This is a genomic window from Sphingomonas sp. DMC6 (assembly GCF_056314225.1).
Window position 1 is genome coordinate 94,683 of sequence record NZ_JBQUYT010000006.1, and the last position, 22,288, is coordinate 116,970.

21 protein-coding genes are annotated in these 22,288 nt (G+C 66.3%); 12 read left to right on the plus strand and 9 right to left on the minus strand.

The window, feature by feature from the left end; genetic code table 11:
- Positions 1–21 precede the first annotated feature (21 nt).
- On the plus strand, positions 22–657 hold the full coding sequence (yihA, locus tag ACT53M_RS14875; RefSeq protein ID WP_476234302.1) for a ribosome biogenesis GTP-binding protein YihA/YsxC: 636 nt from the start codon (positions 22–24) through the stop codon (positions 655–657).
- Positions 658–665: 8 nt separating this feature from the next.
- Positions 666–992, plus strand: a complete 327-nt coding sequence (locus ACT53M_RS14880; RefSeq protein ID WP_476234304.1) for a gamma-glutamylcyclotransferase family protein — start codon at positions 666–668, stop codon at positions 990–992.
- Here the strand turns inward: ACT53M_RS14880 and ACT53M_RS14885 are convergent.
- On the minus strand, positions 989–2,938 hold the full coding sequence (locus tag ACT53M_RS14885; RefSeq protein ID WP_476234305.1) for an alpha/beta hydrolase family protein: 1,950 nt from the start codon (positions 2,936–2,938) through the stop codon (positions 989–991). The genes ACT53M_RS14880 and ACT53M_RS14885 overlap by 4 nt on opposite strands.
- A gap of 138 nt (positions 2,939–3,076) precedes the next feature.
- Between ACT53M_RS14885 and ACT53M_RS14890 the strand changes: the two genes are divergently transcribed.
- Positions 3,077–3,739 carry a glutathione S-transferase family protein gene (locus ACT53M_RS14890; RefSeq protein ID WP_476234307.1) on the plus strand — a complete coding sequence of 221 codons (663 nt, stop codon included), beginning with the start codon at positions 3,077–3,079 and terminating at the stop codon, positions 3,737–3,739.
- A 233-nt stretch (positions 3,740–3,972) separates the two neighbouring features.
- Here the strand turns inward: ACT53M_RS14890 and ACT53M_RS14895 are convergent, their stop codons facing one another.
- Positions 3,973–4,434 carry a cupin domain-containing protein gene (locus ACT53M_RS14895; protein WP_476234308.1) on the minus strand — a complete coding sequence of 154 codons (462 nt, stop codon included), beginning with the start codon at positions 4,432–4,434 and terminating at the stop codon, positions 3,973–3,975.
- A gap of 29 nt (positions 4,435–4,463) precedes the next feature.
- Here ACT53M_RS14895 and dapE point away from each other — a divergent pair, with 29 nt between their 5' ends.
- A complete protein-coding gene (gene dapE, locus ACT53M_RS14900) occupies positions 4,464–5,579 on the plus strand; it encodes a succinyl-diaminopimelate desuccinylase (protein ID WP_476234310.1) in 1,116 nt (371 codons plus the stop codon).
- Here the strand turns inward: dapE and ACT53M_RS14905 are convergent.
- The 4 genes from ACT53M_RS14905 to ACT53M_RS14920 all read right to left on the minus strand — a co-directional run bounded on the left by ACT53M_RS14905 (position 5,576) and on the right by ACT53M_RS14920 (position 9,918).
- Entirely contained in the window at positions 5,576–7,264 is a 1,689-nt protein-coding gene (locus ACT53M_RS14905) for a putative bifunctional diguanylate cyclase/phosphodiesterase (protein WP_476234312.1), read from the minus strand. The two genes, dapE and ACT53M_RS14905, sit on opposite strands and share 4 nt — an antisense overlap.
- Positions 7,265–7,337: 73 nt before the next feature.
- Positions 7,338–7,958 (minus strand): Smr/MutS family protein, encoded by a 621-nt coding sequence (locus ACT53M_RS14910; RefSeq protein WP_476234314.1) that lies wholly within the window; start codon positions 7,956–7,958, stop codon positions 7,338–7,340.
- Positions 7,955–9,289, minus strand: a complete 1,335-nt coding sequence (gene mltA, locus ACT53M_RS14915; RefSeq protein WP_476234316.1) for a murein transglycosylase A — start codon at positions 9,287–9,289, stop codon at positions 7,955–7,957. Before mltA ends, ACT53M_RS14910 begins: the two co-directional genes overlap by 4 nt.
- A gap of 8 nt (positions 9,290–9,297) precedes the next feature.
- Positions 9,298–9,918 carry a Tim44/TimA family putative adaptor protein gene (locus tag ACT53M_RS14920; RefSeq protein ID WP_476234513.1) on the minus strand — a complete coding sequence of 207 codons (621 nt, stop codon included), beginning with the start codon at positions 9,916–9,918 and terminating at the stop codon, positions 9,298–9,300.
- Between the two features lie 184 nt (positions 9,919–10,102).
- On the opposite strand from ACT53M_RS14920, the gene secB reads away from it, so the two are divergent.
- The 3 genes from secB (at position 10,103) to trpS (ending at position 13,516) form a co-directional block, all read left to right on the plus strand.
- Positions 10,103–10,609: a protein-export chaperone SecB gene (secB, locus tag ACT53M_RS14925; RefSeq protein WP_476234318.1), complete on the plus strand. Its 507-nt coding sequence runs from the start codon at positions 10,103–10,105 to the stop codon at positions 10,607–10,609.
- A gap of 211 nt (positions 10,610–10,820) precedes the next feature.
- The gene (murJ, locus tag ACT53M_RS14930) at positions 10,821–12,389 is read left to right on the plus strand and encodes a murein biosynthesis integral membrane protein MurJ (RefSeq protein ID WP_476234320.1); all 1,569 of its coding nucleotides are present in this window, start codon (positions 10,821–10,823) and stop codon (positions 12,387–12,389) included.
- A 137-nt stretch (positions 12,390–12,526) separates the two neighbouring features.
- Positions 12,527–13,516, plus strand: coding sequence for a tryptophan--tRNA ligase (gene trpS, locus ACT53M_RS14935; protein ID WP_476234321.1), 990 nt, complete (start codon positions 12,527–12,529; stop codon positions 13,514–13,516).
- Positions 13,517–13,672: 156 nt separating this feature from the next.
- Here the strand turns inward: trpS and dnaA are convergent, their stop codons facing one another.
- The 3 genes from dnaA to mutM all read right to left on the minus strand — a co-directional run bounded on the left by dnaA (position 13,673) and on the right by mutM (position 16,637).
- Entirely contained in the window at positions 13,673–15,007 is a 1,335-nt protein-coding gene (gene dnaA / locus ACT53M_RS14940; RefSeq protein ID WP_476234322.1) for a chromosomal replication initiator protein DnaA, read from the minus strand.
- 460 nt (positions 15,008–15,467) lie between these two features.
- Complete coding sequence (rpsT, locus tag ACT53M_RS14945) at positions 15,468–15,731, minus strand: 30S ribosomal protein S20 (RefSeq protein WP_476229945.1); 264 nt, start codon at positions 15,729–15,731, stop codon at positions 15,468–15,470.
- A 96-nt stretch (positions 15,732–15,827) separates the two neighbouring features.
- On the minus strand, positions 15,828–16,637 hold the full coding sequence (mutM, locus tag ACT53M_RS14950; protein ID WP_476234323.1) for a bifunctional DNA-formamidopyrimidine glycosylase/DNA-(apurinic or apyrimidinic site) lyase: 810 nt from the start codon (positions 16,635–16,637) through the stop codon (positions 15,828–15,830).
- Between the two features lie 99 nt (positions 16,638–16,736).
- Here mutM and ACT53M_RS14955 point away from each other — a divergent pair, with 99 nt between their 5' ends.
- From ACT53M_RS14955 to ACT53M_RS14975, 5 genes are all read left to right on the plus strand, one after another.
- A complete protein-coding gene (locus ACT53M_RS14955) occupies positions 16,737–17,468 on the plus strand; it encodes a class I SAM-dependent methyltransferase (protein WP_476234325.1) in 732 nt (243 codons plus the stop codon).
- A gap of 97 nt (positions 17,469–17,565) precedes the next feature.
- Entirely contained in the window at positions 17,566–19,098 is a 1,533-nt protein-coding gene (ubiB, locus tag ACT53M_RS14960) for a 2-polyprenylphenol 6-hydroxylase (protein WP_476234327.1), read from the plus strand.
- Between the two features lie 43 nt (positions 19,099–19,141).
- Positions 19,142–20,308 carry a hypothetical protein gene (locus ACT53M_RS14965; protein ID WP_476234328.1) on the plus strand — a complete coding sequence of 389 codons (1,167 nt, stop codon included), beginning with the start codon at positions 19,142–19,144 and terminating at the stop codon, positions 20,306–20,308.
- On the plus strand, positions 20,305–21,477 hold the full coding sequence (gene coaBC, locus ACT53M_RS14970) for a bifunctional phosphopantothenoylcysteine decarboxylase/phosphopantothenate--cysteine ligase CoaBC (RefSeq protein WP_476234329.1): 1,173 nt from the start codon (positions 20,305–20,307) through the stop codon (positions 21,475–21,477). The genes ACT53M_RS14965 and coaBC overlap by 4 nt, the downstream gene beginning before the upstream one ends.
- The gene (locus ACT53M_RS14975) at positions 21,467–22,288 is read left to right on the plus strand and encodes an alpha/beta hydrolase (protein ID WP_476234331.1); all 822 of its coding nucleotides are present in this window, start codon (positions 21,467–21,469) and stop codon (positions 22,286–22,288) included. The genes coaBC and ACT53M_RS14975 overlap by 11 nt, the downstream gene beginning before the upstream one ends.

Sequence of the window (22,288 nt, forward strand, 5' to 3'; positions counted from 1 at the left end):
ATATCAGGTGGGAACCCACTAATGCCCTTCGACCCCGATCAGATCGAATCCGCCCGCAAGCTGTTCGCCGGCCCCATTACCTTCCTGAAATCGGCGCCGGCGCTCCAGCATCTGCCGGACCCGGTGGCGCCGGAAATTGCCTTTGCGGGTCGCTCCAATGTCGGCAAATCGTCGCTGATCAACGCGCTGACCAACCGCAACAGCCTGGCGCGCACCTCGGTCACGCCGGGGCGCACCCAGGAGCTCAACTATTTCGACGTGGGCGAGCCGCTGCGCTTCCGCCTGGTCGACATGCCCGGCTACGGCTTTGCCAAGGCGCCCAAGGACATGGTGCGCAAGTGGCGCTATCTGGTGAACGACTATCTGCGCGGCCGCCAGGCGCTGAAGCGCGCGCTGGTGCTGATCGATTCGCGCCACGGCATCAAGGATGTCGATCGTGAGATTCTCGACATGCTCGATGCGGCCGCCGTCAGCTATCGCATCGTTCTGACCAAGGCCGACAAGATCAAGGCGACCGAACTGGCCGACGTCACCGCCCGCACCGCCGAGGAAGCCCGCAAGCGCCCGGCCGCACATCCCGACATCCTCGCCACGTCGAGCGACAAGGGCATGGGCCTGCCCGAACTGCGCGCCGCCGCGCTCGAAGCGATCGACTGAGGCGCGGCATGGAGCGGCTATTCTCCTATGGCACGCTCCAGCTCGAAAGCGTTCAGCGGAGCCAGTTCGGGCGCCTGCTGGAAGGGCGTGATGATGTGCTGCAAGGCTTCGTCATTACCCAAATCCAGATCCGGGACCCTGCGGTGCTCGAAGCCAGCGGTATCGAGACGCACCTCGCGCTGGTGCCGGGCGATGGCCCGCCCATTACCGGCAAGGTGTTCGAAGTGACGGCGACCGAACTGGCCGCCGCCGATATCTATGAAAGCGAAAACTACACGCGGGTGCTGGTGCCACTGGCATCCGGCACCCGCGCCTGGGTGTATGTGAAGGCCTAGGCCGGGTTATATTTGTTCAGGAAGGCCTCCAGCGCCTTCAGAAATTCCAGCCGGTCCTGCGCACGGGTGAAGAAATGGTCGGCCAGCGGCTGTTCGATGAACTCATACGTCTTGCCGGCCGCACGCAACTGATCGACCATCAGCTTGCTCTGCTTGAACGGCACGCGGCGATCCTTCTTGCCATGGACGATCAGGATTGGGATCGAGAAATCCTGCGCATGGTATAGCGGCGAGATCGCCTTGAAGTCGGGCGCCTGCGCCTTCAGCCAGTCCTTGCCCGAGCCGCTGGCCAGGAAGCGCGAATTATAGCTGACCATGCGCTGCAGGTCCGACACACCGGCGAACGACACGGCGCAGCGATACAGCGCGCCGTCGCGCTGCGCCGCCCGCATCGCCGCATAGCCGCCATAGGAGCCGCCTACCATGCACACGCGCTTCGGATCGGCGATGCCGCGATCAACCAGCGCCTTCACCGCATCGTTCAGGTCATCCTGCATGGCGAGGCCCCATTGGCCCTCGCCCTTGGCGGCAAACTGCGTGCCATAGCCCGACGAGCCGCGATAATTGGGCTTGATGACGGCGTAGCCGCGATCGGCGAGGAACTCGCTCCACCAGTCGAAATCTTCGGTGTCGCGCGCGAACGGGCCACCGTGCGGCATCACGATCAGCGGCAGGTTCTTCTGCGGACCGCTGCGCGGCAGCGTCAGCACGGCGGCGATGTCGAGCCCGTCGCGCGCCTTGTAGTGGATCGTCTGCACCGGGTGCAGCTTCTTCAGCCCCAGCGGCTCATAGTTCATCGCCAGCAGCGTCATCGAATCGTCTGCGGCGCGGTAAACGAAATAGGCACCCGCGACATTCGCCGCGCCGATCTGCACGATCGCCACGGAATGATCGCGCGAAAGCGACTGGATTTCGACCTGCGCGCCCTGCACCTTGTCCGCCAGCTTCTTTTGCAGCGCGACCATTTCCGGGTCGATCCAGTGCGTGTACGGCCGCTCTTCATTAACCGAAACGCCGGTCAGCACCGTATCGGTAGCGTCAGTCTGGAGCCCTTCAATGTCGTAGCCGGGCGTGCCGAACACTTGCTTGCCCGTCTGCATCGTCTTGAGATCGAGTTCGTAAACGGCGGAATAGCCTTGGTCGTCGTCCCGAACCGCCAGCGCCTTGCCGGGATCGGCAAGGAACAGTGCAGGCGCCAAAAGACTGTCGTGCAGCCCGCGCGCACGATCGACCACGCGGAAGCTCTGGCTGCGACTATCGCGATACAGCAGCCGTCGGCTGCGTCCGTCCATCGATTTGCCGATACCCATACGGACGGTGCCGCTGGCATCGGCATACCAGTCCATCACGCCTTCCTGCCCTTCAAGCACGGTCTTGCGCTTGCCGTTGGTGACGTCGATTTCCTCGACCTTGGGCCAGAATCCGGGCTCGTTGCTGTAGATCGAAGTCTGGGTCGCGATCATCACGCGGGGCGTGCCGTCCCTGGCGACCCAGAGCAGATCGCCACCGCTCTGCGCGGCGTCACGGCTGTTGAGCTTGACCAGCTTGGCGGTGGTCGCGTTCACGCCGAGTGCGCGGGAAATGTACCAGTCGTCGCCTTCCACCTGCTGGGTTTCGCCGATGCCGATCGCCAGCCAGTCGTCATTGACCCAGCGCCACCAGTTCAGGTCGATTTCGCCGAGCCCGATCAAGGCCGGCTTGCCCGCCTCGATCGACTGAATGACGAAATATTGCACACCGTTGATCGCGATCTTGGCGGCAAAGCGCTTGCCGTCGGGCGACAGCGTCGGATTCTCAAGCAGCGGCAGTGCGGCAAAGACTTCCACCGGAATGCGGCTCGCGGCCGGCGTCGCCGGCTTGCTGGCTTCCTGCGCCATGGCGTGCGGCGCGAAAGGAACGGACAGCAACAAAGCGCCTGCGGCCAGCAGGCACGACTTACCGATCATCAATTTCCCCCATCAAAACCCCGGCGCCCCCGCGCGGCCCCGCCAATACCTAGAATGAGACGGTGACGTTACGGTTGCAACCATGATCTTGCGCCGTTCCCGGTTGCCGCGTCGCCCGCCGCTGGGTATCCCGGTGGCATGAAGCTCATCATCGGCAACAAGGCCTATTCGTCCTGGTCGCTCCGCGGCTGGCTCGCCTGCAAGCAATCGGGACTGCCGTTCGAGGAAACGGTCGTGCCGATGTACGATCAGGACTGGGACCGGCGGCGTCAGGGCGCGGAATTCGCGCCTTCCTCGGGCAAGGTGCCGATCCTGTGGGATGGGGAGGCGGTGGTCTGGGACAGCCTCGCGATCGTCGAATATCTCAATGAAAAGACCGGCAACACGCGCTTCTGGCCGGAAGACCCTGCCGCGCGCGCCATGGCGCGGTCGATGGCGGCGGAGATGCACTCCAGCTTTGCCGCCCTGCGCAGCAAGCACAGCATGAACATCCGCCAAGTCTATCCGGCGCGGCCGGTGGACGAGGATGTCGCGCAGGATCTGTCGCGGATCATGGAACTATGGGCGCAGGCCCGCGCCCGGTACGGCAGCGAACAGCCCTTCCTGTTCGGTGCATTCGGCGCGGCCGACATCATGTTTGCGCCGGTAGTGACGCGGATCGTCACCTACTCCCTGCCGGTGCCGCGCTTTGCCCAAAGCTACATGCTCGCCGTGCTCCAGCACCCCTTCCTGCAGGACTGGATCGCCGGAGCGCAGGAAGAGGAATGGGTGATCGAGAAATACGAACTGCCGGTAGCGTAACGCCAGTCCTGGGGCGGAGTGGGCGGCACCTCCTCCTTGGAAATGAGCGATTGAAACCGCAAACTTGTAGTGGAATGCTTCCCCTCCCTGAAAGGGAGGGGTCGGGGGTGGGTTTTGCCGCAGGTGCGGCTCGATGCCGTGCCTGTGGCTTCCAGGGCAACATGAGTCTCTTGAAGCGCGCAGACGCGCGCACCCACCCCTCCCCCTCCCTTTCAGGGAGGGGCGTTAAGGGTCTATTTCACCCGCTGGGTTGCGTAGGGCGTGCCATCCTTGTGGAAATAGCCCTCGGCCGTGAATTTCATGTCGATGTCGGGATAGTCGCCGCCGCCGCGCTCGCCTGCACCGATCGCCAGGAACACGCAGTCGGCGTCCGAGCGGTTCTGGAGGTGATGGCCATTGGCGACGCCCTTTGGGAATGCCGCGCAGTCGCCGGCCTTCAGCAGCGTTTCGCCGCCATCCTCGATCAGCACAGCCTCGCCCGCCAGCATCACGACGAACTCGTCCTCGCTGTCGTGCCAGTGGCGCTGCGACGACCAGGCACCGGGTTTGAGCACGACATGGCTTACCCCCATTTCGGTGAGGCCACCGGGCGGCGCCAGGCGGCGATACCAACGCCCTGCCACCGCTGCATCGAAAGGGGCAGGATAGCCGGTGGCGTTCGTCTGCGGGATTGTATCCAGATCGAGCTTGGGCAATGCCGACTCCTTAGCCTGTTGGAGGAACTGTGCCCGACGTCGTCGAACTTACAAAGGCCTTGATTTCGGCCGAAAGCATCACCCCGGCGCGTGGCGCGGTGTTCGATGTGCTCGAATCGGCGCTGGTGCCGCTGGGGTTCCGGGTCGAGCGGTTCGTGGAGGGCGAGGCGCCCGACGGGCCGGTCGAAAATCTGCTGGCGGTGCGCGGCGAAGGCGGCACGCATTTCGCCTTTGCCGGGCATCTGGACGTGGTGCCCCCGGGCGAGGGCTGGACGAGTGGCGCCTTTGCCCCCGACGTGCGCGGCGACCTGCTTTATGGTCGCGGCGCGGTGGACATGAAGGGGGCGATCGCCGCCTTTGTCGCCGCCGCCGCGCAGATGCCGGCGACGGGCACGACCAGCCTGATCATCACCGGCGACGAGGAAGGGCCGGCGACCTGGGGCACGCCGAAGCTGATCGAGCGGATGGCCGAACGCAGGCTGAAGCCCGACATGTGCCTGGTCGGCGAGCCGACTTCCGCCGACCGGCTGGGCGACACGATCAAGATCGGGCGGCGCGGATCGACGGTGATCGACATCGCGGTAATCGGGCGGCAGGGGCATGTCGCCTATCCCCACCTTGCCGACAATCCGGTGCCGCGACTGGTCCGTGCGCTCGCCGAAATCGACGCGATCGAGCTCGATCAGGGCAATGCCTGGTTCCAGCCGTCGAACATCGAAGTGATCGATCTGGCCGTCGGCAACAAGGCCACCAACGTTATCCCCGGCCGCGCCGCCGCGCGGCTTAGCATCCGCTTCAACGATCAGCAGCGCGGTAGCGATCTGATCGCGCGGATCGAGACGATCGTCCGCCGCCATGCGCCGGAATCAGAAGTGCATGGCCGCGTCTATGGCGAAGCGTTCCTGACAACGCCGGGAGCATTGTCACAGCTGGTGAGCGACGCAATCGAGGCGCGGCTGGGGGTGACGCCAGAACTCTCCACCACCGGTGGCACGTCCGACGCGCGGTTCCTGTCGCGCCTCTGCCCCGTAGTGGAATTCGGCCTGCTCAACGCGACGATGCACAAGCTCGACGAGGCAGTTGCGCTCGCCGATCTGCACGCGCTGACCGATGTCTATGCCGAAATCTTGAAACGGGTGGGTTAGGCCGGCAGCCCGACGATCGCGCGGCGCGGCGCCATTTCGCGTGCCCAGGCAAGGAAATCCCCCTCACCCATCGGCTGGCCCAGCGCATAACCCTGCAGCACGTCGCAGCCAATGACGCGCAGCACGGCGACCTGCGCCTCGGTCTCGATCCCTTCGGCGACGGCTTCGCAGCCCAGGCCATGGACCAGCCCGATCACGGCCTGGGCAATGGTCCGTGCTTCGGGGTCTTCGGCGACACGCTCGATCACGCTGCGATCCAGTTTCACCCGGTCGACGGGCAAATCGCGCAGGCGCGCCAGATTCGAATAGCCGGTGCCGAAATCGTCGATTGCGATGCTGGCGCCGTCGGTGCGGAGCGCGGCAATCGCTTCGATCACTTCCTCCGAGCAATGCATCGCCAGCGTCTCGCTGATTTCCAGCTCCAGCAAATGCGCCGGCGCCTGCGCCGTCAGCATCGCCTCGCGCAGGCGGCGGAAGAAAGTGGCGTGGTCGAGCTGACGCGGGCTGACGTTCACGGCCAGCCGCTGTTCGATGCCAAGCCGGCCCCAGCGCGAAATGGTTTCGGCAACGCGATTGACCACCCATTCGCCAATCTCGACGATCAGCCCGGTTTCCTCCGCGCGCTGAATGAAGGCACCGGGCAGCCGCACCCCTTCCGGATGCTGCCAGCGGAGCAGCGCTTCGGCGCCGACGATACGGCCGTCAGTGGCGGCGATCTGCGGCTGGAAGGCGAGGATGAACTGGTCCTTCTCCACCGCGACGCGCAGGTCGCTTTCCAGCCGGGCGCGCTCGGCCATCCGCTCGGCCAGCGTCTCGGTGAAATGCTCGACCCGGCCGCGCCCCTGCGCCTTGGCATGGTACATGGCGGCGTCGGCAGCGCGCATCAGGTCGTGGAGCGTCGCGCCATGGTCCGGCCGCACCGCAATGCCGACCGAGGCGCCAATCGAGACTTCCTGCTCGGCAAGGTCGAACGGCTCGGACAGCGCGAACAATATGCCGCGCCCGATCCGCTCCGCCTCGCGCGGATCGGCCAGGTCGGGGAAGAACATGGTGAACTCGTCGCCCGCCAGACGGCCGATCAGCGGCAGGCGGCTGATGCCCTCCGCCGCAAAACGATCGGCCACCGCACGCAGACGATTCGCCACCATCCCCAGCAACACGTCGCCTGTCGCATGGCCCAGCGTGTCGTTCACCGCCTTGAAGCGATCCAGATCGATGAAATAGAGCACCGCACGATGGCCTTGCGGCAGCTCGGCGAGGATCCGTTCGGCACTGCGACGGAAATTGGGTCGGTTGGCAAGGCCGGTGACGGTATCGAACATCGCCAGCCGCTGCACGCTTTCGAGATTGCCGTGCAACTGGCGGAAAAGGCCGTCCATCGCGTGCGCCAGCGGCGGCACGGCTTCGCGGACGGTCTGCGGCACCGGGCTCTGCAGGTCGCCATTGGCCGCGCCGCCCAGCCGCTCGATCGCGACATCAAGCGCCAATGCCGTCGCCGCGAGCGCGCGTTCGGCCGAAGCCCAGCTAAGGATGCCGCAGACGATCGCCGCGATCAGCGCGCGGCCCAGCGAATCGAGGCTGGGCACATGGCCACCCGACGCAGCAATGAGGGCGAGGATAAAGGCCACCGCCCCTGCGCATATCGCAAATGCGATTGCGCGGTTCCTGAGCGAAAAGCCCTCCACCAGTGTCCGCTCCGAATCCCCATCCAGCCGGCGGGCGATGCCCGTTTGAGAGAGAGGATTTCGCAGACAGAAGTTAAGAAATTGGCAAGCCCGGTCCGCGCGGCCGACGCAGCACGATGTACAGCGCGCCCGCCCCGCCGTGGCGCGGATGTGCCTGGCGTACCGCCGCAATGCGATCGGCATGGCGCGAGGCGGCCAGCCAGTCCCCCACTGCCGCGCGGATGGCGCCACGGGCATGCGGCCGCTCGGATTCGGGCCGGGGTGGCTTGCCGGTAACGAGCAGCAGCACCCGGTCGCCCCGCGCAATCGCCGCCGCCAGCCCCGCATCGAGCCGGTCATAGGCGGAATGCAGGTTATGCCCGTGCAGGTCGATCGCGCTTTCGGGTGCGACCAGCCCGCGTGACAGGCGGCGATCCCAGCCGGCATCAAGCGTCCGCCGCTCGAACGTATCGGCCGCAGGGGTGGTGAGCGTCACCGTAGGGCGCGGCGGTCGGGCGGGCACGAGCTTGCCCGGTGCGAGCGCGACCGGCCTGGGCCGCGGCGCGGCTTTGGCGCTCGGCTCAGGCGGCACCGGAGCAGGCGCATCCCCGGACGTTGACGCAGGGCGCGCATGAAGCGGCGTGACACTGGCAATCACGCGCTGCCACAGCGCCGATTCCTCGGGCGCCAGGGTGCGGCGCCCGCGCCCGCTCATGGCTGTGCGGCGGGTTGCGTCAGCCGGGCAACGGTTCCCCTCGGCACCAGCAGCCAGGCGGTGCCGTGCGCCGCCATGCCGCCGGCGATTGCCCGCGCCTCCTCGCCCGCGCCCCAGAAGGTATCGATGCGGTTGGCGCCCTTGATCGCACCGCCGGTATCCTGCGCAACCCAAAGCCCGGTCGCGTCGGTGCGGTCCATCGACAGGAACAGCGGCGCGCCGAGCGGCACGAACTTGGGATCGGCCGCCACACTGGTCCAGCCGGCCACCGGCACCCCCATCGCACCGAGCGGACCCGCGCCGGTCAGTTCCTTGAAGAAGACGAAGCTCTTGTTCTCGCGCATGATCGCGCGGCCTTCCTCGGGATGTGCGCGAATCCAGGCCATGATGCCCTGCATCGATGCCTGGCCGGGGGCGAGCAGGCCGCGATCGCGCATGACCCGGCCAATACCGGTATAATCGCGGCCGTTCTGGCCAGCATAGCCGATCCGCATCACACCGCCGCCGGGCAGCCTGAGCCGGCCCGACCCTTGCACCTGCAGGAAGAATATCTCAACCGGGTCCGCCGCCCAGCCGATCACTGGCGCGCGACCTTCGATCGCGCCCTGCTCGATCTGGGCACGATCATAATAAGGAACGAAGCTGCGTCCGTCGACACGGCCGCGGATGTGCTTGCCTTTCAGATCGTCGGAAAACAGGCCGAGATCGACTTCGACCAGATCGCTCGGCAAACCATAGATCGGCACGTCATAGCCGGGGCGATGGTCGCGCGAACCGGCAATCTCCGGCTCATAATAGCCGGTGGCGAAAGCGGCGCCGTCGGCGACCTGCAGCGTCTCGAAATGTTCGTTGAAAAACCGCACCGCATCGTCGGTGGGCCAGCTCGTGGCGACCGTGCAGGCCTCGGCCCAGTCGGCAGGCCGCGTGAGGCCCGTCGCATCCGGGCGGCGCACCAGTCCGGGGCAGCTCAGGCGGAACGCGGTCAGCGCCCGCGCGGCATTATCCTCACCAATGGGCAACGTGTCGACCGCCGGACCGGCGATCACGCCGGCGGCCCGTGCGGTCGTGGCGCCCGCCGGGACCGGAGCAGCGGGAAGCGCGGGCAGCGGCTTCGCACCGACAGGCTGGCGTGCGGGCAAGTTGCGCGGCGTTTCCGGCAGCGCGGCGGAACTGTCAGCGCGGGGCGTGGATTCCGGCGCCGGCCGCACCGGCACGGGCCGGGGACGTTGCGGCGCCTCGGGCGGGGTTCTCGAACCCGGTGCGGGAGGAACGATGCCACCAGAACAGGCGCCCAGCAGCGCAGCGAGCGCAATTACCCCCCAGTGGCGCATCAAATCCCTCAGGCTTCGTCGGTTTCGACCAGCTTCCAGTTCGGATCTTCGCTACGCAGGTTGCGTGCAAAGGTCCACAGGTCATGCGTGGTGACCGCGTCGGTCAGCGAGCCGGCGACGACATTGCCATCCTGATCGCGCGTTACAGCGGCGATGTCGGCATCAAAGCGCACGACAACCCGTGCCACCCGGCCTTCGACCGAAGCGTCGACGATAGTGGCGCGCTCGATGGCGACCAGCCGGTTGTCGAGCACATGGCCATTTGCCTTGCGGTCGGCGATCGCCTCGCCAAACGCGGCGCGCACATCCTCATCGGCCAGCCAGGCAAGCGTGTCCTCGTCGCCCTTCCAGAACGCCTCAAGGATCATCTTGTAGGCAGACTTGGCGCCTTCCACGAACTGCGCGACGTCGAAACCCGAATCGGCCGCTACTACGGCACGCAAGCCCGTTTCCGCGCCCGCCTCGATCGCACGGCTCACCGGCTCGCGCAGCTCAGGCGCGGCGTCGATCGTCCGCGCGACCGGCGACGCGACGATGCGCTCTTCGGCCGGTTTGGGCAGCGGCTGCTCATGCCCGGTGCGCTTGCCGAGAACGGCATAGAGTCGCAGCGCGAGAAAGCCTGCCACCATCGCGAAGAGAATGACGTAAAACACGGGCCCTCCAAAGCCTCCAAGCGTCTCACATAAGCGTTCGGGACGCAGGTTTCAAATCGGGCGTCCCACGTACGATTGCATGGCCGGCATGTGCCTGCTACTCGCCTGCCCGGTAACGCGCCCAGTGCGCGAAATTATCCGGAAAAAAGAGGAAAGTTTGATGGCCGAGAACGACACCTTCGCCGATATCGGCGAAACTGCCGCCAATGGCGCCGACACCGCGCCGCAGGCGGGCGTTCTGTCGCAATATGTGAAGGATCTTTCGTTCGAGAACCCGAACGCCCCGGCCATCTACCAGCAGCAGACGCCGCCTGCGATCGACGTGCAGTTCAACATCGGCTCGTCCAAGGTTGCCGATGACGTGTACGAAGTCGTGCTGAAGATCGAAGTCCGCGCCCAGGCCGGCGAGCAGGTCGCGTTCCTGGTCGACCTGTCCTATGCGGGTCTGTTCGCGCTCCGCAACATCCCGGCCGAAGCGCTGGACCCGTTCTTGCTCGGCGAAGCGCCGCGCATCCTGTTCCCGTTCGCCCGCCGCGTGCTGGCCGACCAGGTCCGCGACGGCGGCTTCCCGCCGCTTATGCTGGAGCCGATCGATTTCGCCGGCATCTACATGACCCAGCGCGCCCAGGCCGAAGGCGAACTCGCCGCACCCGCTGGTAACGCCTGATCCGGTTCCGGGGAGCGCCGCCCTTGCAAGCACCGGTGCGCTCCCCAGCCTCCAACCACAGCATCGTCATTCCCGCGAAGGCGGGAATCCATTGGTGGGAACGCTTCGGTTCTTGCCGTGAGTGCGCCGGCAAATGGATCCCCGCCTTCGCGGGAATGACGGGAGGATGGGCTGCGGCACGTCCTCTTCTTTCCACGATGGCGATCTATCGATGAAGCTCGTCCGCAGCCTGGGTTCAGTGGGTGGCCTGACGCTGGCGAGCCGGATCCTCGCGCTGGTCCGCGATTCGCTCCAGGCGCGTTACGTTGGCGCCAATTTCGCGTCGGACGCCTTTCTCGTCGCGTTCCGTCTGCCCAACATGTTCCGCGCTTTCTTCGCGGAGGGCGCGTTCGCATCGGCCTTCATCCCGATGTTCAACCGCAAGCTGGGCGTGTACGGCGAGCGCGGCGCGGCGTTCGACTTTGCCGAGCGCACCCTGTCGGTGCTGTTCGTCTTTCTGCTCGCGATGACGCTGGCGGCGCTGGCCGCTGCATGGCCGCTGACGGCACTGCTTTCCGGCGGCTTTGCCAAACAGCATCCGACCCATGAACAGTTCGCCTTTGCGGTACAGCTTTCGCGGATCACCATCCCCTATCTGATGCTGATCTGCCTCGCCTCGCTGCTGGGCGGCATCCTCAATTCGCTCGACAAATTCTGGGTCAACGCCGCCGCGCCGATCCTGCTTAATATCGCGATGGTGGTGGCGCTGTTCGTGTTCCACGGCACGCCCGAGGAAACCGCGCGGGTGCAGGCGATCGCCGTCCCTGTCGGCGGACTGCTGCAACTGCTGTGGCTTGCCGCTGCATGCCGCGCCTCGGGAGTGTCGCTCAAGCCCCGCCTGCCCCGGCTAGACCCGGAGGTGCGCCAGCTGATGAAGCTGATCCTGCCTGCCGCACTGGGCGCGGGGGCGGTGCAGCTGAACCTCGTCATTTCCACCGCGCTGTCGGGCCGGCTGCTCGGCGAAGGCTCGATCTCGTTCATCTATTATGCCGACCGGCTGAACCAGTTGCCGCTGGGGCTGATCGGCATCGGCCTCGGCACGATCCTGTTGCCGACAATTTCCCGCCTGCTCGGCGCCGGCAAGGATGCCGAGGCGATGGAGACTCAGAATCGCGGCATGGAGCTGGCGCTGTTCCTCACCCTGCCCGCGATGGTCGCGCTGGTCGTAGCGGCCGAGCCAATCGTGCGTGGGCTGTTCCAGTACGGTCATTTCACCCCGCAGGACACGATCAGCTGCGCGCTCGCGCTGGCGGGGTTTTCGATCGGCCTGCCTTCCTATGTGCTGGTGAAAGTACTGACCCCGGGCTTTTATGCGCGGCAGGACACGAAGACTCCGGTGCGGTTCGCGATGATTTCGGTCGCCGTCAACATCGCCGCCAACCTGATCCTCATCCCGCTGATCGGCCATATCGGCCCGCCGCTCGCGACGGCGCTTTCCTCCACGGTGAACGTCGTACTGCTATACGTGACGCTGGTGCGGCGCGGCCATTTCACCGTCGATGCGCAATTGCGCCGCCGGGTGCCACGGCTTGCGCTGGCGGCGGTCGTGATGGGCGCAGCGCTGTGGGCAGGTGACGGGCTGCTCAACCCCTGGCTCAGCGGCCGGCTGTGGGAACGCTATGCCGGGCTGGTGCTGCTGGTAGGGGCGGGTTGCGCGGTCTATGCCGTCGCCTGTTTCCTGACCCGCGCGTTCCTGGTCGCCGACCTGAAAGCATTGATGCGCCGCCGCGCCGCGCGCTGATCCGGTTTCCCTTCGCCGCAAGCTGCTCTACAGCGCCCGCGTCCTGGCAATTCGCGCGGCCCTAGCACCCCCGCCGCCCAAGGACCCGCGGCCGGTCCAACGGCCGAACGGTCAACCGGGTGCGGAGTGAAAAAGTCATGCGCGTCGTTTCCGGCATCCAGACCACCGGCAACCTTCACCTCGGCAATTATCTGGGCGCCATCAAGCAGTGGGTCGCGATGCAGGATCAGGGCGAATGCCTGTTCTTCCTCGCCGATCTCCACGCCCTCACCGGTACGGTGACTCCGCAGGAACTCGCCAAATCGACGATCGAAATGGCCGCCACGCTGTTCGCCGCGGGAATCGACGACCGCTCGATCCTGTTCAACCAGGCGCGCGTCCCCGCCCATGCCGAGCTGTGCTGGATCCTGCAGGGCACCGCGCGGATGGGCTGGCTCAACCGCATGACGCAGTGGAAAGACAAGGCGGGCAAGAACCGCGACGGCGCCAGCGTCGGGCTTTTTACCTATCCGGTTCTTCAGGCAGCCGATATTCTCGTCTATCAGGCTACCCATGTGCCGGTGGGCGAGGACCAGAAGCAGCATCTGGAGCTGACCCGCGACATCGCCACCAAATTCAATCAGGATTTCGGCGTCGACCTGTTCCCGCTGCCCGAGCCGCTGATCAGCAAGGCGGCGCCGCGGATCATGTCACTGCGCGACGGCAATGCGAAAATGTCCAAGTCCGACCCCTCGGACCTGAGCCGCATCAACCTGATCGACGACAACGACACGATCGCCGCCAAGTGCCGCAAGGCCAAGACCGATCCCGAGCCGTTGCCCGATTCGTTCGACGCGCTCGCCGAACGGCCCGAGGCGCGCAATCTGGTGACGATCTTCGCAGCGCTGGCGGATCGCGAGCCGCAATCGGTGGTCGAGGAATATGCCGGGCAAGGATTCGGCGCGTTCAAGCCGGCGCTGGCCGATCTGACGATTTCGGTGCTGGGCCCGATTCGCGAGCGGCTGACGGCGCTGCTGAATGACCGGGCCGAAGTGGGCGCCCAGCTTGCCAAGGGCGCCGCACGGGCCAGCGCGCTGGCGGCACCGACGCTGAAGGCTGCGCAACAGGCGGTCGGGCTGCAGGTGTAAGAGACTAGGCACCCCTCCCTGAAAGGGAGGGGCCGGGGGTGGGTGCGCGCGTCTGCGCGCTTCAAAAAGTCTCGCTACTTGCCGAATACGAGTCCCGCCGCCTGAAGGCGGCGAACCCACCCCTACCCCTCCCTTGCAGGGGGGAATTATAAGGGCTTACCCCTCGAGCGTGCGCATCAGCGCGCGCACGGCACCGTCAATCTCGACATCCTTCACCCGCAGATCCTCGATCCGCTTGACCGCGTGAATGACGGTCGAATGATCGCGATTGCCGAACTTGCGGCCAATCTCTGGCAGCGAGCGCGTCGTCAGCCGCTTGGCGAGGTACATCGCGATCTGGCGCGGGCGGGCGATCGCCACCGCACGGCGGGCGGAGATCAAATCGAGCTGCTTCACTTCGAAATGCGCCGATACCGCACGCTGGATCTCGTCGATCGTGATGCGGCGCTGGCTGGTGCGCAGCACTTCGCCCAGCACATTGTTAGCGAAATCGAGCGTGATCGTCTCGTTCGACAGATTGGCATAAGCCAGCAGCCGGTTGAGCGCCCCTTCCAGCTCGCGGACATTGGTGGTGATACGCGCGGCCAGCATTTCGACCACTTCGGCCGGCATGTCGACTGCCGGCATGTCCTTCAGCTTGCGCGCGACGATCGCGCGGCGCAGGTCGAGTTCGGCCGGCTTGATGTCGGCGACGAGCCCGGCGCCGAGGCGCCCTGCCAGCCGCGGCTCAAAGCCTTCCAGCGCTTGCGGTGCGCGGTCGGCGGCGATCACCAGCCGTTTGCCGGCGCCCATGAACTCGTTGACCGTGTGGAAGAATTCTTCCTGGGTCGCGTCCTTGCCGCCGATGAACTGCAGATCGTCGATCATCAGCAGATCGACCGAGCGCAGCCGCGCCTTGAACGCATGCGTGTCCTTGTTGCGCAGCGCCTGGACGAATTCGAACATGAAGCGCTCGCCGGTCGAATAGATCGCCGTCGCGCCCGGATTCGCATCGAGGAACGCATGGCCCAGCGCGTGCATCAGGTGCGTCTTGCCCTGCCCCGTGCCAGCATGGAGGTAGAGCGGGCTGAACTGCGGCACGCCCGGCTGCGCCACGGCACGCGCGGCGTTGAAGGCGACGCGGTTGGTAGAATCCACCACAAATCGCTCAAAGGTGAAGCGCGGGTCGAACAGCGGCCGCTCGGCGGCACTGGTCTGTTCCACGCGCGGCTCCGGCGCCGGCTCGGCCTTGAGCACGCGCGCCGATTCGTCGGCAATGGTCTCTACCAGAACCGCGCGCACGCTGGGCAGCGTCGAGCGGAACTCGAGCAGCAGCCGGTCGGCATAGTGATTCTTCACCCACTGGGTAAGGAACGGCGAAGGCAGGCCCAGCCGCACGGTCAGCGAATCGCTGCCGTCGATCAGGACGACAGGTTTCAGCCACTGGTCGAACAGCCGCTGGCCGGCGGAACGGCGCAGGTTGGCACGCACATGCGCCCAAGCCTTCGCCACCGCTTCCCTATCATCACGATCCAGGGCCTGAACCTGATTCACGGTGACGCAACCCTCCTCCACGGGAAACGGGGTTCCCGCGTCATAAGCCAATCCGAAATGAGGCCCCGCACCACTGGTCATGCCCCCATGTGGGCGCAGGGCTCGCAAACTTTCCCGAACACGTCGTGCCGGGACCGTTGTTTTAGGTAGCCAGAACTGAGTCGATCAAGGGGGGAGCACGTAAAGAATCTGAAATAGTTTAGTTGACAGAGCTAACCCCTAGATTTTCCGTGGGTTGCCAAATTTTATCAAATAACATCAGCGTTTTACGACTAGTTCATCACTATAGATCGCCACGACTCGTGGAATTCCGCGATTCGCTGGCGCAACGCCGATTTGGCACCAGAAAGCGTTTGATCCACGGCAAAAAGCCCCGCCGGAGGGCTCCGACGGGGCTAAAATTACGGATTTGTTACGTTTATGCGAGCGCTTGAAGACGCTTGTTGAGGCGCGAGAACTTCCGGGCCGCCGTGTTCTTGTGCAGCACGCCCTTGGCCACGCCGCGGGCCAGTTCCGGCTGCACTGCCGCCAGCGCCGCGGTTGCAGCAGCCTTGTCGCCCGATGCCAGCGCCGATTCGACCTTCTTCACGAAAGTGCGGATGCGGCCGACGCGCGCGCCATTGATTTCTGCACGGCGTTCGTTGCGACGGATGCGCTTCTTCGCTTGCGGCGTATTCGCCATTCGGTCTTGTTCCTGCTCGAAATTGGGTGAGGCGCGGAAGCGAGCCCACGCCGGAAAGACGCGCCCCTTAACGGCTTGTGCGATTCGGGTCAACCATCAGCGCTGGCATTTCGGACACCAGAAGGTCGATCGCCCGCCATCCACCCGGCGCTGCACGGGGCGGCCGCAGCCGCACGCCTCCCCTTCCCGACCATAGACCCGCCATTCCTTGGCGAAATAGCCGAGTTCACCATCGGGCCGGGCATAGTCGCGCAGCGTCGATCCGCCGGCGCGAATCGCGGCCTCCAGCACCTCGCGAATCGCCGCGACGAGCTTTTCCAGCCATGCGCGCGTGATCGTACCCGCAGCGCGCGTGGGGGCGATGCCGGAGAGGAACAGCGCCTCGCACACATAGATATTGCCGAGCCCCGCGACGATTCGCTGGTCGAGCAGCAGCGCCTTTACCGGCGCTATCCGTCCTTCAAAGGCCGCCGCCAGATGCGCGGCCGTGAAGTCAGGCCCCAGCGGCTCCGGCCCCAGCGCCTTGAAAGGCGGCCAGTCGGCAAGCGCGGCGCTGGGCACCAGATCCATCGAGCCGAATCGCCGGGGATCGTTGAGCGCCAGCCGGTGGCGCGCCGTCTCGATGATGACGTGATCGTGCTTGCCCAGCTCCGCCGGATCGATCCGCCAGCGGCCCGACATGCCGAGATGAAAGATGAGCGTATCGTCGCGATCGGTGGCGATCAGGCCATATTTGGCGCGGCGTGACAGGCCGGTGACCGTGGCGCCGGTCAGGCGCTGCCCCAGATCGGCCGAGAAAGGCCGGCGCAGATCGCTGCGGTTGAGCAGCACACGCTCGATTCGCTGGCCTTCCAGCACAGGGGCCAGGCCGCGAACGGTAGTTTCGACTTCGGGAAGCTCGGGCATTTGCCGGTAGAGCTAGGCATTGGAGGGCGGATTGTCACCCTTTGATCCTTCCCCCTCAGGCCCCTTGGTTTGCCCGGCGCACCCCGCTAAGGCACCCCCATGCCCGATACCGTCTCCTTCGGTTACGAAGATGTCGCCCCCGAGGAAAAGACCCGCCGCGTCGGCGAGGTGTTCTCGAACGTCGCCAGCAAATATGATCTGATGAACGACGCCATGTCGGGCGGGATGCACCGGCTGTGGAAGGACCGCTTCGTCCGCCGCGTGAAGCCGCGCGCCGATGAACATATCCTCGATATGGCAGGCGGCACCGGCGACATCGCCTTTCGCATGGCGAAGTCCGGCGCGGCGATCACCGTGGCCGACATCAATGCCGAAATGCTCGCGGTGGGCGTGGAGCGCGCGGCCGAGCGCGGGATCGACGGGCTGGTCTGGACCCAGGCCAATGCCGAGGAACTGCAATTCCCCGATCGCTTTTTCGATGCCTATACGATCGCGTTCGGCATCCGCAACGTGACCGACATCCCCAAGGCGCTGCGTGAGGCGCACCGCGTGCTGAAGCGCGGCGGGCGGTTCTTCGTGCTCGAATTCTCGACCACCCAGTGGCCTGGCTTCGGCGAAGTGTATGACGCCTATTCGCACCATCTGGTGCCCAAGCTGGGCAAGCTCTTCGCCCGCGACGAGGACAGCTATCGCTATCTGATCGAATCGATCCGCCGCTTCCCCGACATGCCCAGCTTCGAGCGGATGATCGCCGAAGCAGGTTTTGTGCGGACGCACGTCGAGCCGCTGCTCGGCGGGCTTGTCGCGATCCATAGCGGCTGGAAGATTTGATGGGGGTTCCCGTTCGATCCTCCCCGGCATGGGGAGGGGGATCGCCGCCGGCGCCACTTTCGTCTCCCTCCCGCTTACGGGAGGGGAGTGAAGCCGCATGACTGCACCTGCCATCCATCTCTGGCGCCTGCTGAAATGGGGCCGCATCCTCGCTCGCCACGGCGCCCTGCGCGGTATCGAGCAGGATGCCAACACCCCGCGTCCGGTGCGGCGCCTGGCCCGCATTGCCCGGTTCGGCGCGCGGGTGCCGGCCGTACCGGCCTATGCCGATGCGTTTCAGGCGATCGGCCCGGCTGCGATCAAGCTGGGGCAAACGCTCGCCACCCGCCCCGATCTGGTCGGCGAGGAAGCGGCGAACGATCTGCTCCGCCTGCAGGATGCGCTGCCGCCCGTGCCCTTCGATGTCATCCGTCAGCGGATCGAGTCGAGCCATGGCCGTCCGCTGCCCGCGATGTTCGCCGAGATCGAGGAAACGCCGATCGGCGCGGCTTCGATCGCGCAGGTCCACCGTGCAATTACCACCGATGGCCGCCGCGTCGCGGTGAAAGTGCTCCGCCCCGGAATCGAGACCGAGTTCGCCCGCGCGATCGACACCTATGAATGGGCCGCCGCGCAGCTCGAGGCCTTTGGCGGCGAGGCGCGGCGCTTGCGCCCTCGCCTCGTCATCGAAAGCTTCAAGCGCTGGACCGCGCGGGAACTGGACTTCCGCCGCGAAGCTGCCTCCGCCTCCGAACTCACCGAGGGGATGACGGCAGAGCCGGACTTCATGGTGCCGGCAATCGACTGGCAGCGTACCACCGGCAAAGTGCTGACGCTCGAATGGATCGATGGCATCAAGCTGAGCGACCGCGAGGCGCTGCTGCGTGCCGGGCACGACACCTCTGCGCTGGCGTCGAAGCTGATCAAGGCCTTTCTGCGCCAGGCGATCGCCGAGGGCTTCTTCCATGCCGACATGCACCAGGGCAATCTGTTCGCGCTGGCAGACGGCCGCATCGCCGCGATCGATTTTGGCATCATGGGCCGGATCGACCGGCGCGCGCGGGTATGGCTGGCGGAGATTCTGTACGGTCTGATCACCGGCAATTACCGGCGTGTCGCCGAAATCCATTTCGAGGCAGGCTATGTGCCGCCGCATCACAATGTCGCGGAATTCGCGACGGCGCTGCGCGCGGTAGGCGAACCGATGCGCGGTCTGCCGGTCAAGGAAATGTCGATGGGCGGAATGCTCGACGGCCTTTTCTCGATCACTCGCGATTTCGACATGATGACGCAGCCGCACCTGCTGCTGCTGCAAAAGACCATGGTGATGGTGGAAGGCGTCGCGCGTACGCTCGATCCCGACATCAACCTGTGGGACGTGTCTGCGCCGTTCGTACGCGAATGGCTCCGCACCGAACTGGGGCCGGAAGCGAAGGTCGCCGACCGGCTGATCGAGGATCTGCGCACGCTTGCCCGGCTGCCCGAGCTGGTCCGCAATATCGAGCGCCGTTTTCCCTCGCCCGGCGGCGCGCCACCCGAGCCGCCCTTGCGCGAAATCCAGGTGGTGCGCGTCGGCGGCGGCTGGCGGTACGGAGCGGTCGCGATCCTGGCGGCACTGGCCGGGGCTGCGGCGACCTTTTTCCTGCTGTGAGGCATTGCGTGACGTGGCGCCGAGTCCGCGCTAGACGGCAGTAATGCGCCTGAGCCCTTCCCTGTCCCGCCGGTCGCAGCGCCCGGCTGCGGGTGCGTCGCGAACGGGGTTCTGGACCGGCCAGACCAGTCGCTTCGCGCTGCTGTCGCGCAACCGTGCGCGGCTCGTGCTGCTGGCGATCCTGCTGGTGCTGGGCGCCTGCCTTACTGCACTGGCCGCGCCGCTGCCGACCGGCGATGCACCCGCCGGCGCTGGCAATGCCGCCCAGCGCATGACCGATCTCGATCTCTATGGGCAGATCGTGTCGGCAGTGAAGGGCGGCGAAGGCTATTATGCTGCAGCGGCGCAGACGATGCGTGCCGGTGCCTATCCGCTGCGCCCGTTCCTGACGATGCGCATGCCGGTGTTGGCCGAGGTGCAGGCGGCGCTTCCCCTCTGGGGTGTGGACGCGCTGCTGATGTTGCTGGCGCTGACGACGGCACTTGCCTGGGCAATGCGACTGGGCCCCGCCGTACCGCGCCTGTTGCCGCGCATCGCGCTTGCGCTGCTGCTGGCGGCATCGCTGGTCGCTTATTTCCAGCCGGGTCTCGCCGGTTTTCATGAGTTGTGGGCGGGGTTGCTCGTTGCGCTGTCGCTGGCGCTGCGGCAGCCCGATCGTTGGACGACTGCCGTGGCGCTGGGGCTGGCTGCAATGCTGGTCCGCGAGACCGCCGCACTGTACGTGATAATCATGGCGGCCTTCGCCTGGGCCGAAGGCGCGCGACGTGAGGCGCTGGGGTGGTTGATGGCACTCGCCCTGTTCGCCGTGGCGCTCGCCTGCCACGCCTGGGCTGTTGCCGCCGTGACCGGGCCGCTGGACCCGAGTTCGCCGGGCTGGACCGGCTTGAACGGCGTCGGCTTTTTCATTCGCGCGCTGGTATCCGCAACCGCGCTGCAGGCGCTTCCGCTTTGGGCCGCATCCGTGCTGGGCGGTCTCGCGGTGATCGGCTGGGCGAGCTGGAACGACGGCCTGGGGTTGCGGATGCTCGCGCTGCTCCTCGGCTATGGCGCCGCAATCGCGCTGTTCGCCCGGGTCGATAATTTCTACTGGGTGCTGATGGTGGCGCCGGTGTCGCTGGTCGGGCTGCTGTTCGTGCCCGATGCGCTGCGCGACCTGTGGGTCCGCGCGCTCGACAGGCGGCGCATCACGATTACAACGGTGGTGCAGTGAAACGCATCCTTCTCATCGTCGGCGGCGGCATCGCCGCCTACAAGGCCTGCGAGCTGGTGCGGCTGTGCCGCAAGGCTGGCATTGGCGTCACCTGCGTGCTGACCGAAGGCGGCGAGCATTTCGTGACGCCGATGACGCTGGCAGCCCTGTCCGAGAACCAGGTCCACACGACGCTGTGGGATCTGAAGAACGAATCCGAGATGGGCCATATCCAGCTGAGCCGCGAGGCCGATCTGGTGGTGGTTGCGCCCGCCACGGCCGACCTGCTGGCGCGCATGGCGGGCGGGCTGGCGAATGACCTCGCCACCACCTTGCTGCTTGCCACTGACAAGCCGGTGCTTGCCGCGCCGGCGATGAACGTGCGGATGTGGCAGCACCCCGCCACGCGCCGCAACGTGGCGCAGCTTCGCGCCGACGGCATTACGGTGCTGGAACCCGACGAAGGGGCGATGGCGTGCGGGGAATATGGCCCCGGCCGCCTGCCAGAGCCGGAGGCGATCCTCGCCGCAATCGAGCAGGCGCTCGCGCCCCTGCCGCAGCGGCTCACCGGCCGCCACATCCTCGTCACCGCAGGCCCGACGCACGAGCCGATCGACCCGGTCCGCTACATCGCCAATCGCTCGTCGGGCAAACAGGGCTTTGCCATTGCCGGCGCGCTGGCACGGCTTGGCGCGCGCGTGACACTGGTGGCCGGACCGGTAACGCTGCCCACGCCCGCCGGCGTGACGCGCATCGACGTGGAAACCGCACGCGAAATGGCAGCGGCGGTCGATGCCGCCCTTCCCGCCGACGCCGCCGTGATGGTCGCCGCCGTCGCCGACTGGCACGTCGAAACCCGGCCGCAGAAGATCAAGAAGGGCGAGCAGTTGCCGACACTGGCGCTGGCCGAAAATCCCGACATTCTCGCCACGCTGGGCCGAAGCGCGAACCGCCCGTCTCTGCTGGTGGGATTTGCCGCCGAAACCGAACAGGTCGTCGATCATGCCGTCGCGAAAAGGACTCGCAAGAACGCCGACTGGATTGTCGCCAACGATGTTTCGGGCGATGTGATGGGGGGTGAAGCCAACGCCATCCATCTCGTCACGGCAGAAGGCGTCGAACACTGGGATCGGCTGCCGAAAGAGGAAGTCGCCCGCCGCCTTGCCGAACGGATTGCCGATGCGCTGTAAATCGCCCGCCCTGCTCGCCGCGCTGGCCCTGCTTGCGGGCTGCGCTGCCGACCGCGCCGCTGCGCCGTCGCTTGCCAGCGCCCATGCGCCCCTGCCGCTGCACGCCGTCACCTATGGCACGGCGCCGCGCGGCGGCCTGCGCACGCTGGTAGTCGTGCTCAACGGCGACGGCGATCCGGCCGCGCGCAGCGACCATTATCGTTTCGCCGAGAGCGTGTCGCATGCCGTGCCCGGCAGCGTCGCGGTCGCACTGCTTCGCCCCGGCTATGCCGACGCCGCCGGCAATCGCTCTCCCGGCGAACGCGGGGCCGATACGGGCGATAACTACACGTCCGAGCGATTGGGCGCGGTGGCAGACGCGCTCGCCAAGCTTCGGCGCCGTTACCCGCATGCACGGGTGATCCTGGTCGGCGAATCCGGCGGCGCGGCAATGGCCGCGGACCTGGCCGGCATCCGCCCTGATCTGGTCGACGGCATGGTGCTCGCCGGCTGCCCCTGCGCGCTGCCCGAATGGCGGGCGGCGATGCAGAAGCAACAGGCGCGCCAGGGATGGGACTTGCCCGTCGCCAGCCTAGATCCGCTGAAGACGGCGGGTGGCCTGCTGCCGCGCCTGCGTGCGGCCGTGCTGGTCGGCGCCGACGACAAGGTGACGCCGGCATCGCTATCGCGCGCCTATGCCGAAGCACTTGCGCTGCGCGGCATCGCCACCGATTTCCGCATCGTGCCCGGTCGCGGCCACGACCTGCTCAACGATCCCGAAGTGCTCGCCGCCACCGTCAGGCTGGCCGCTGCGCTACCGATGAAAGGCTGA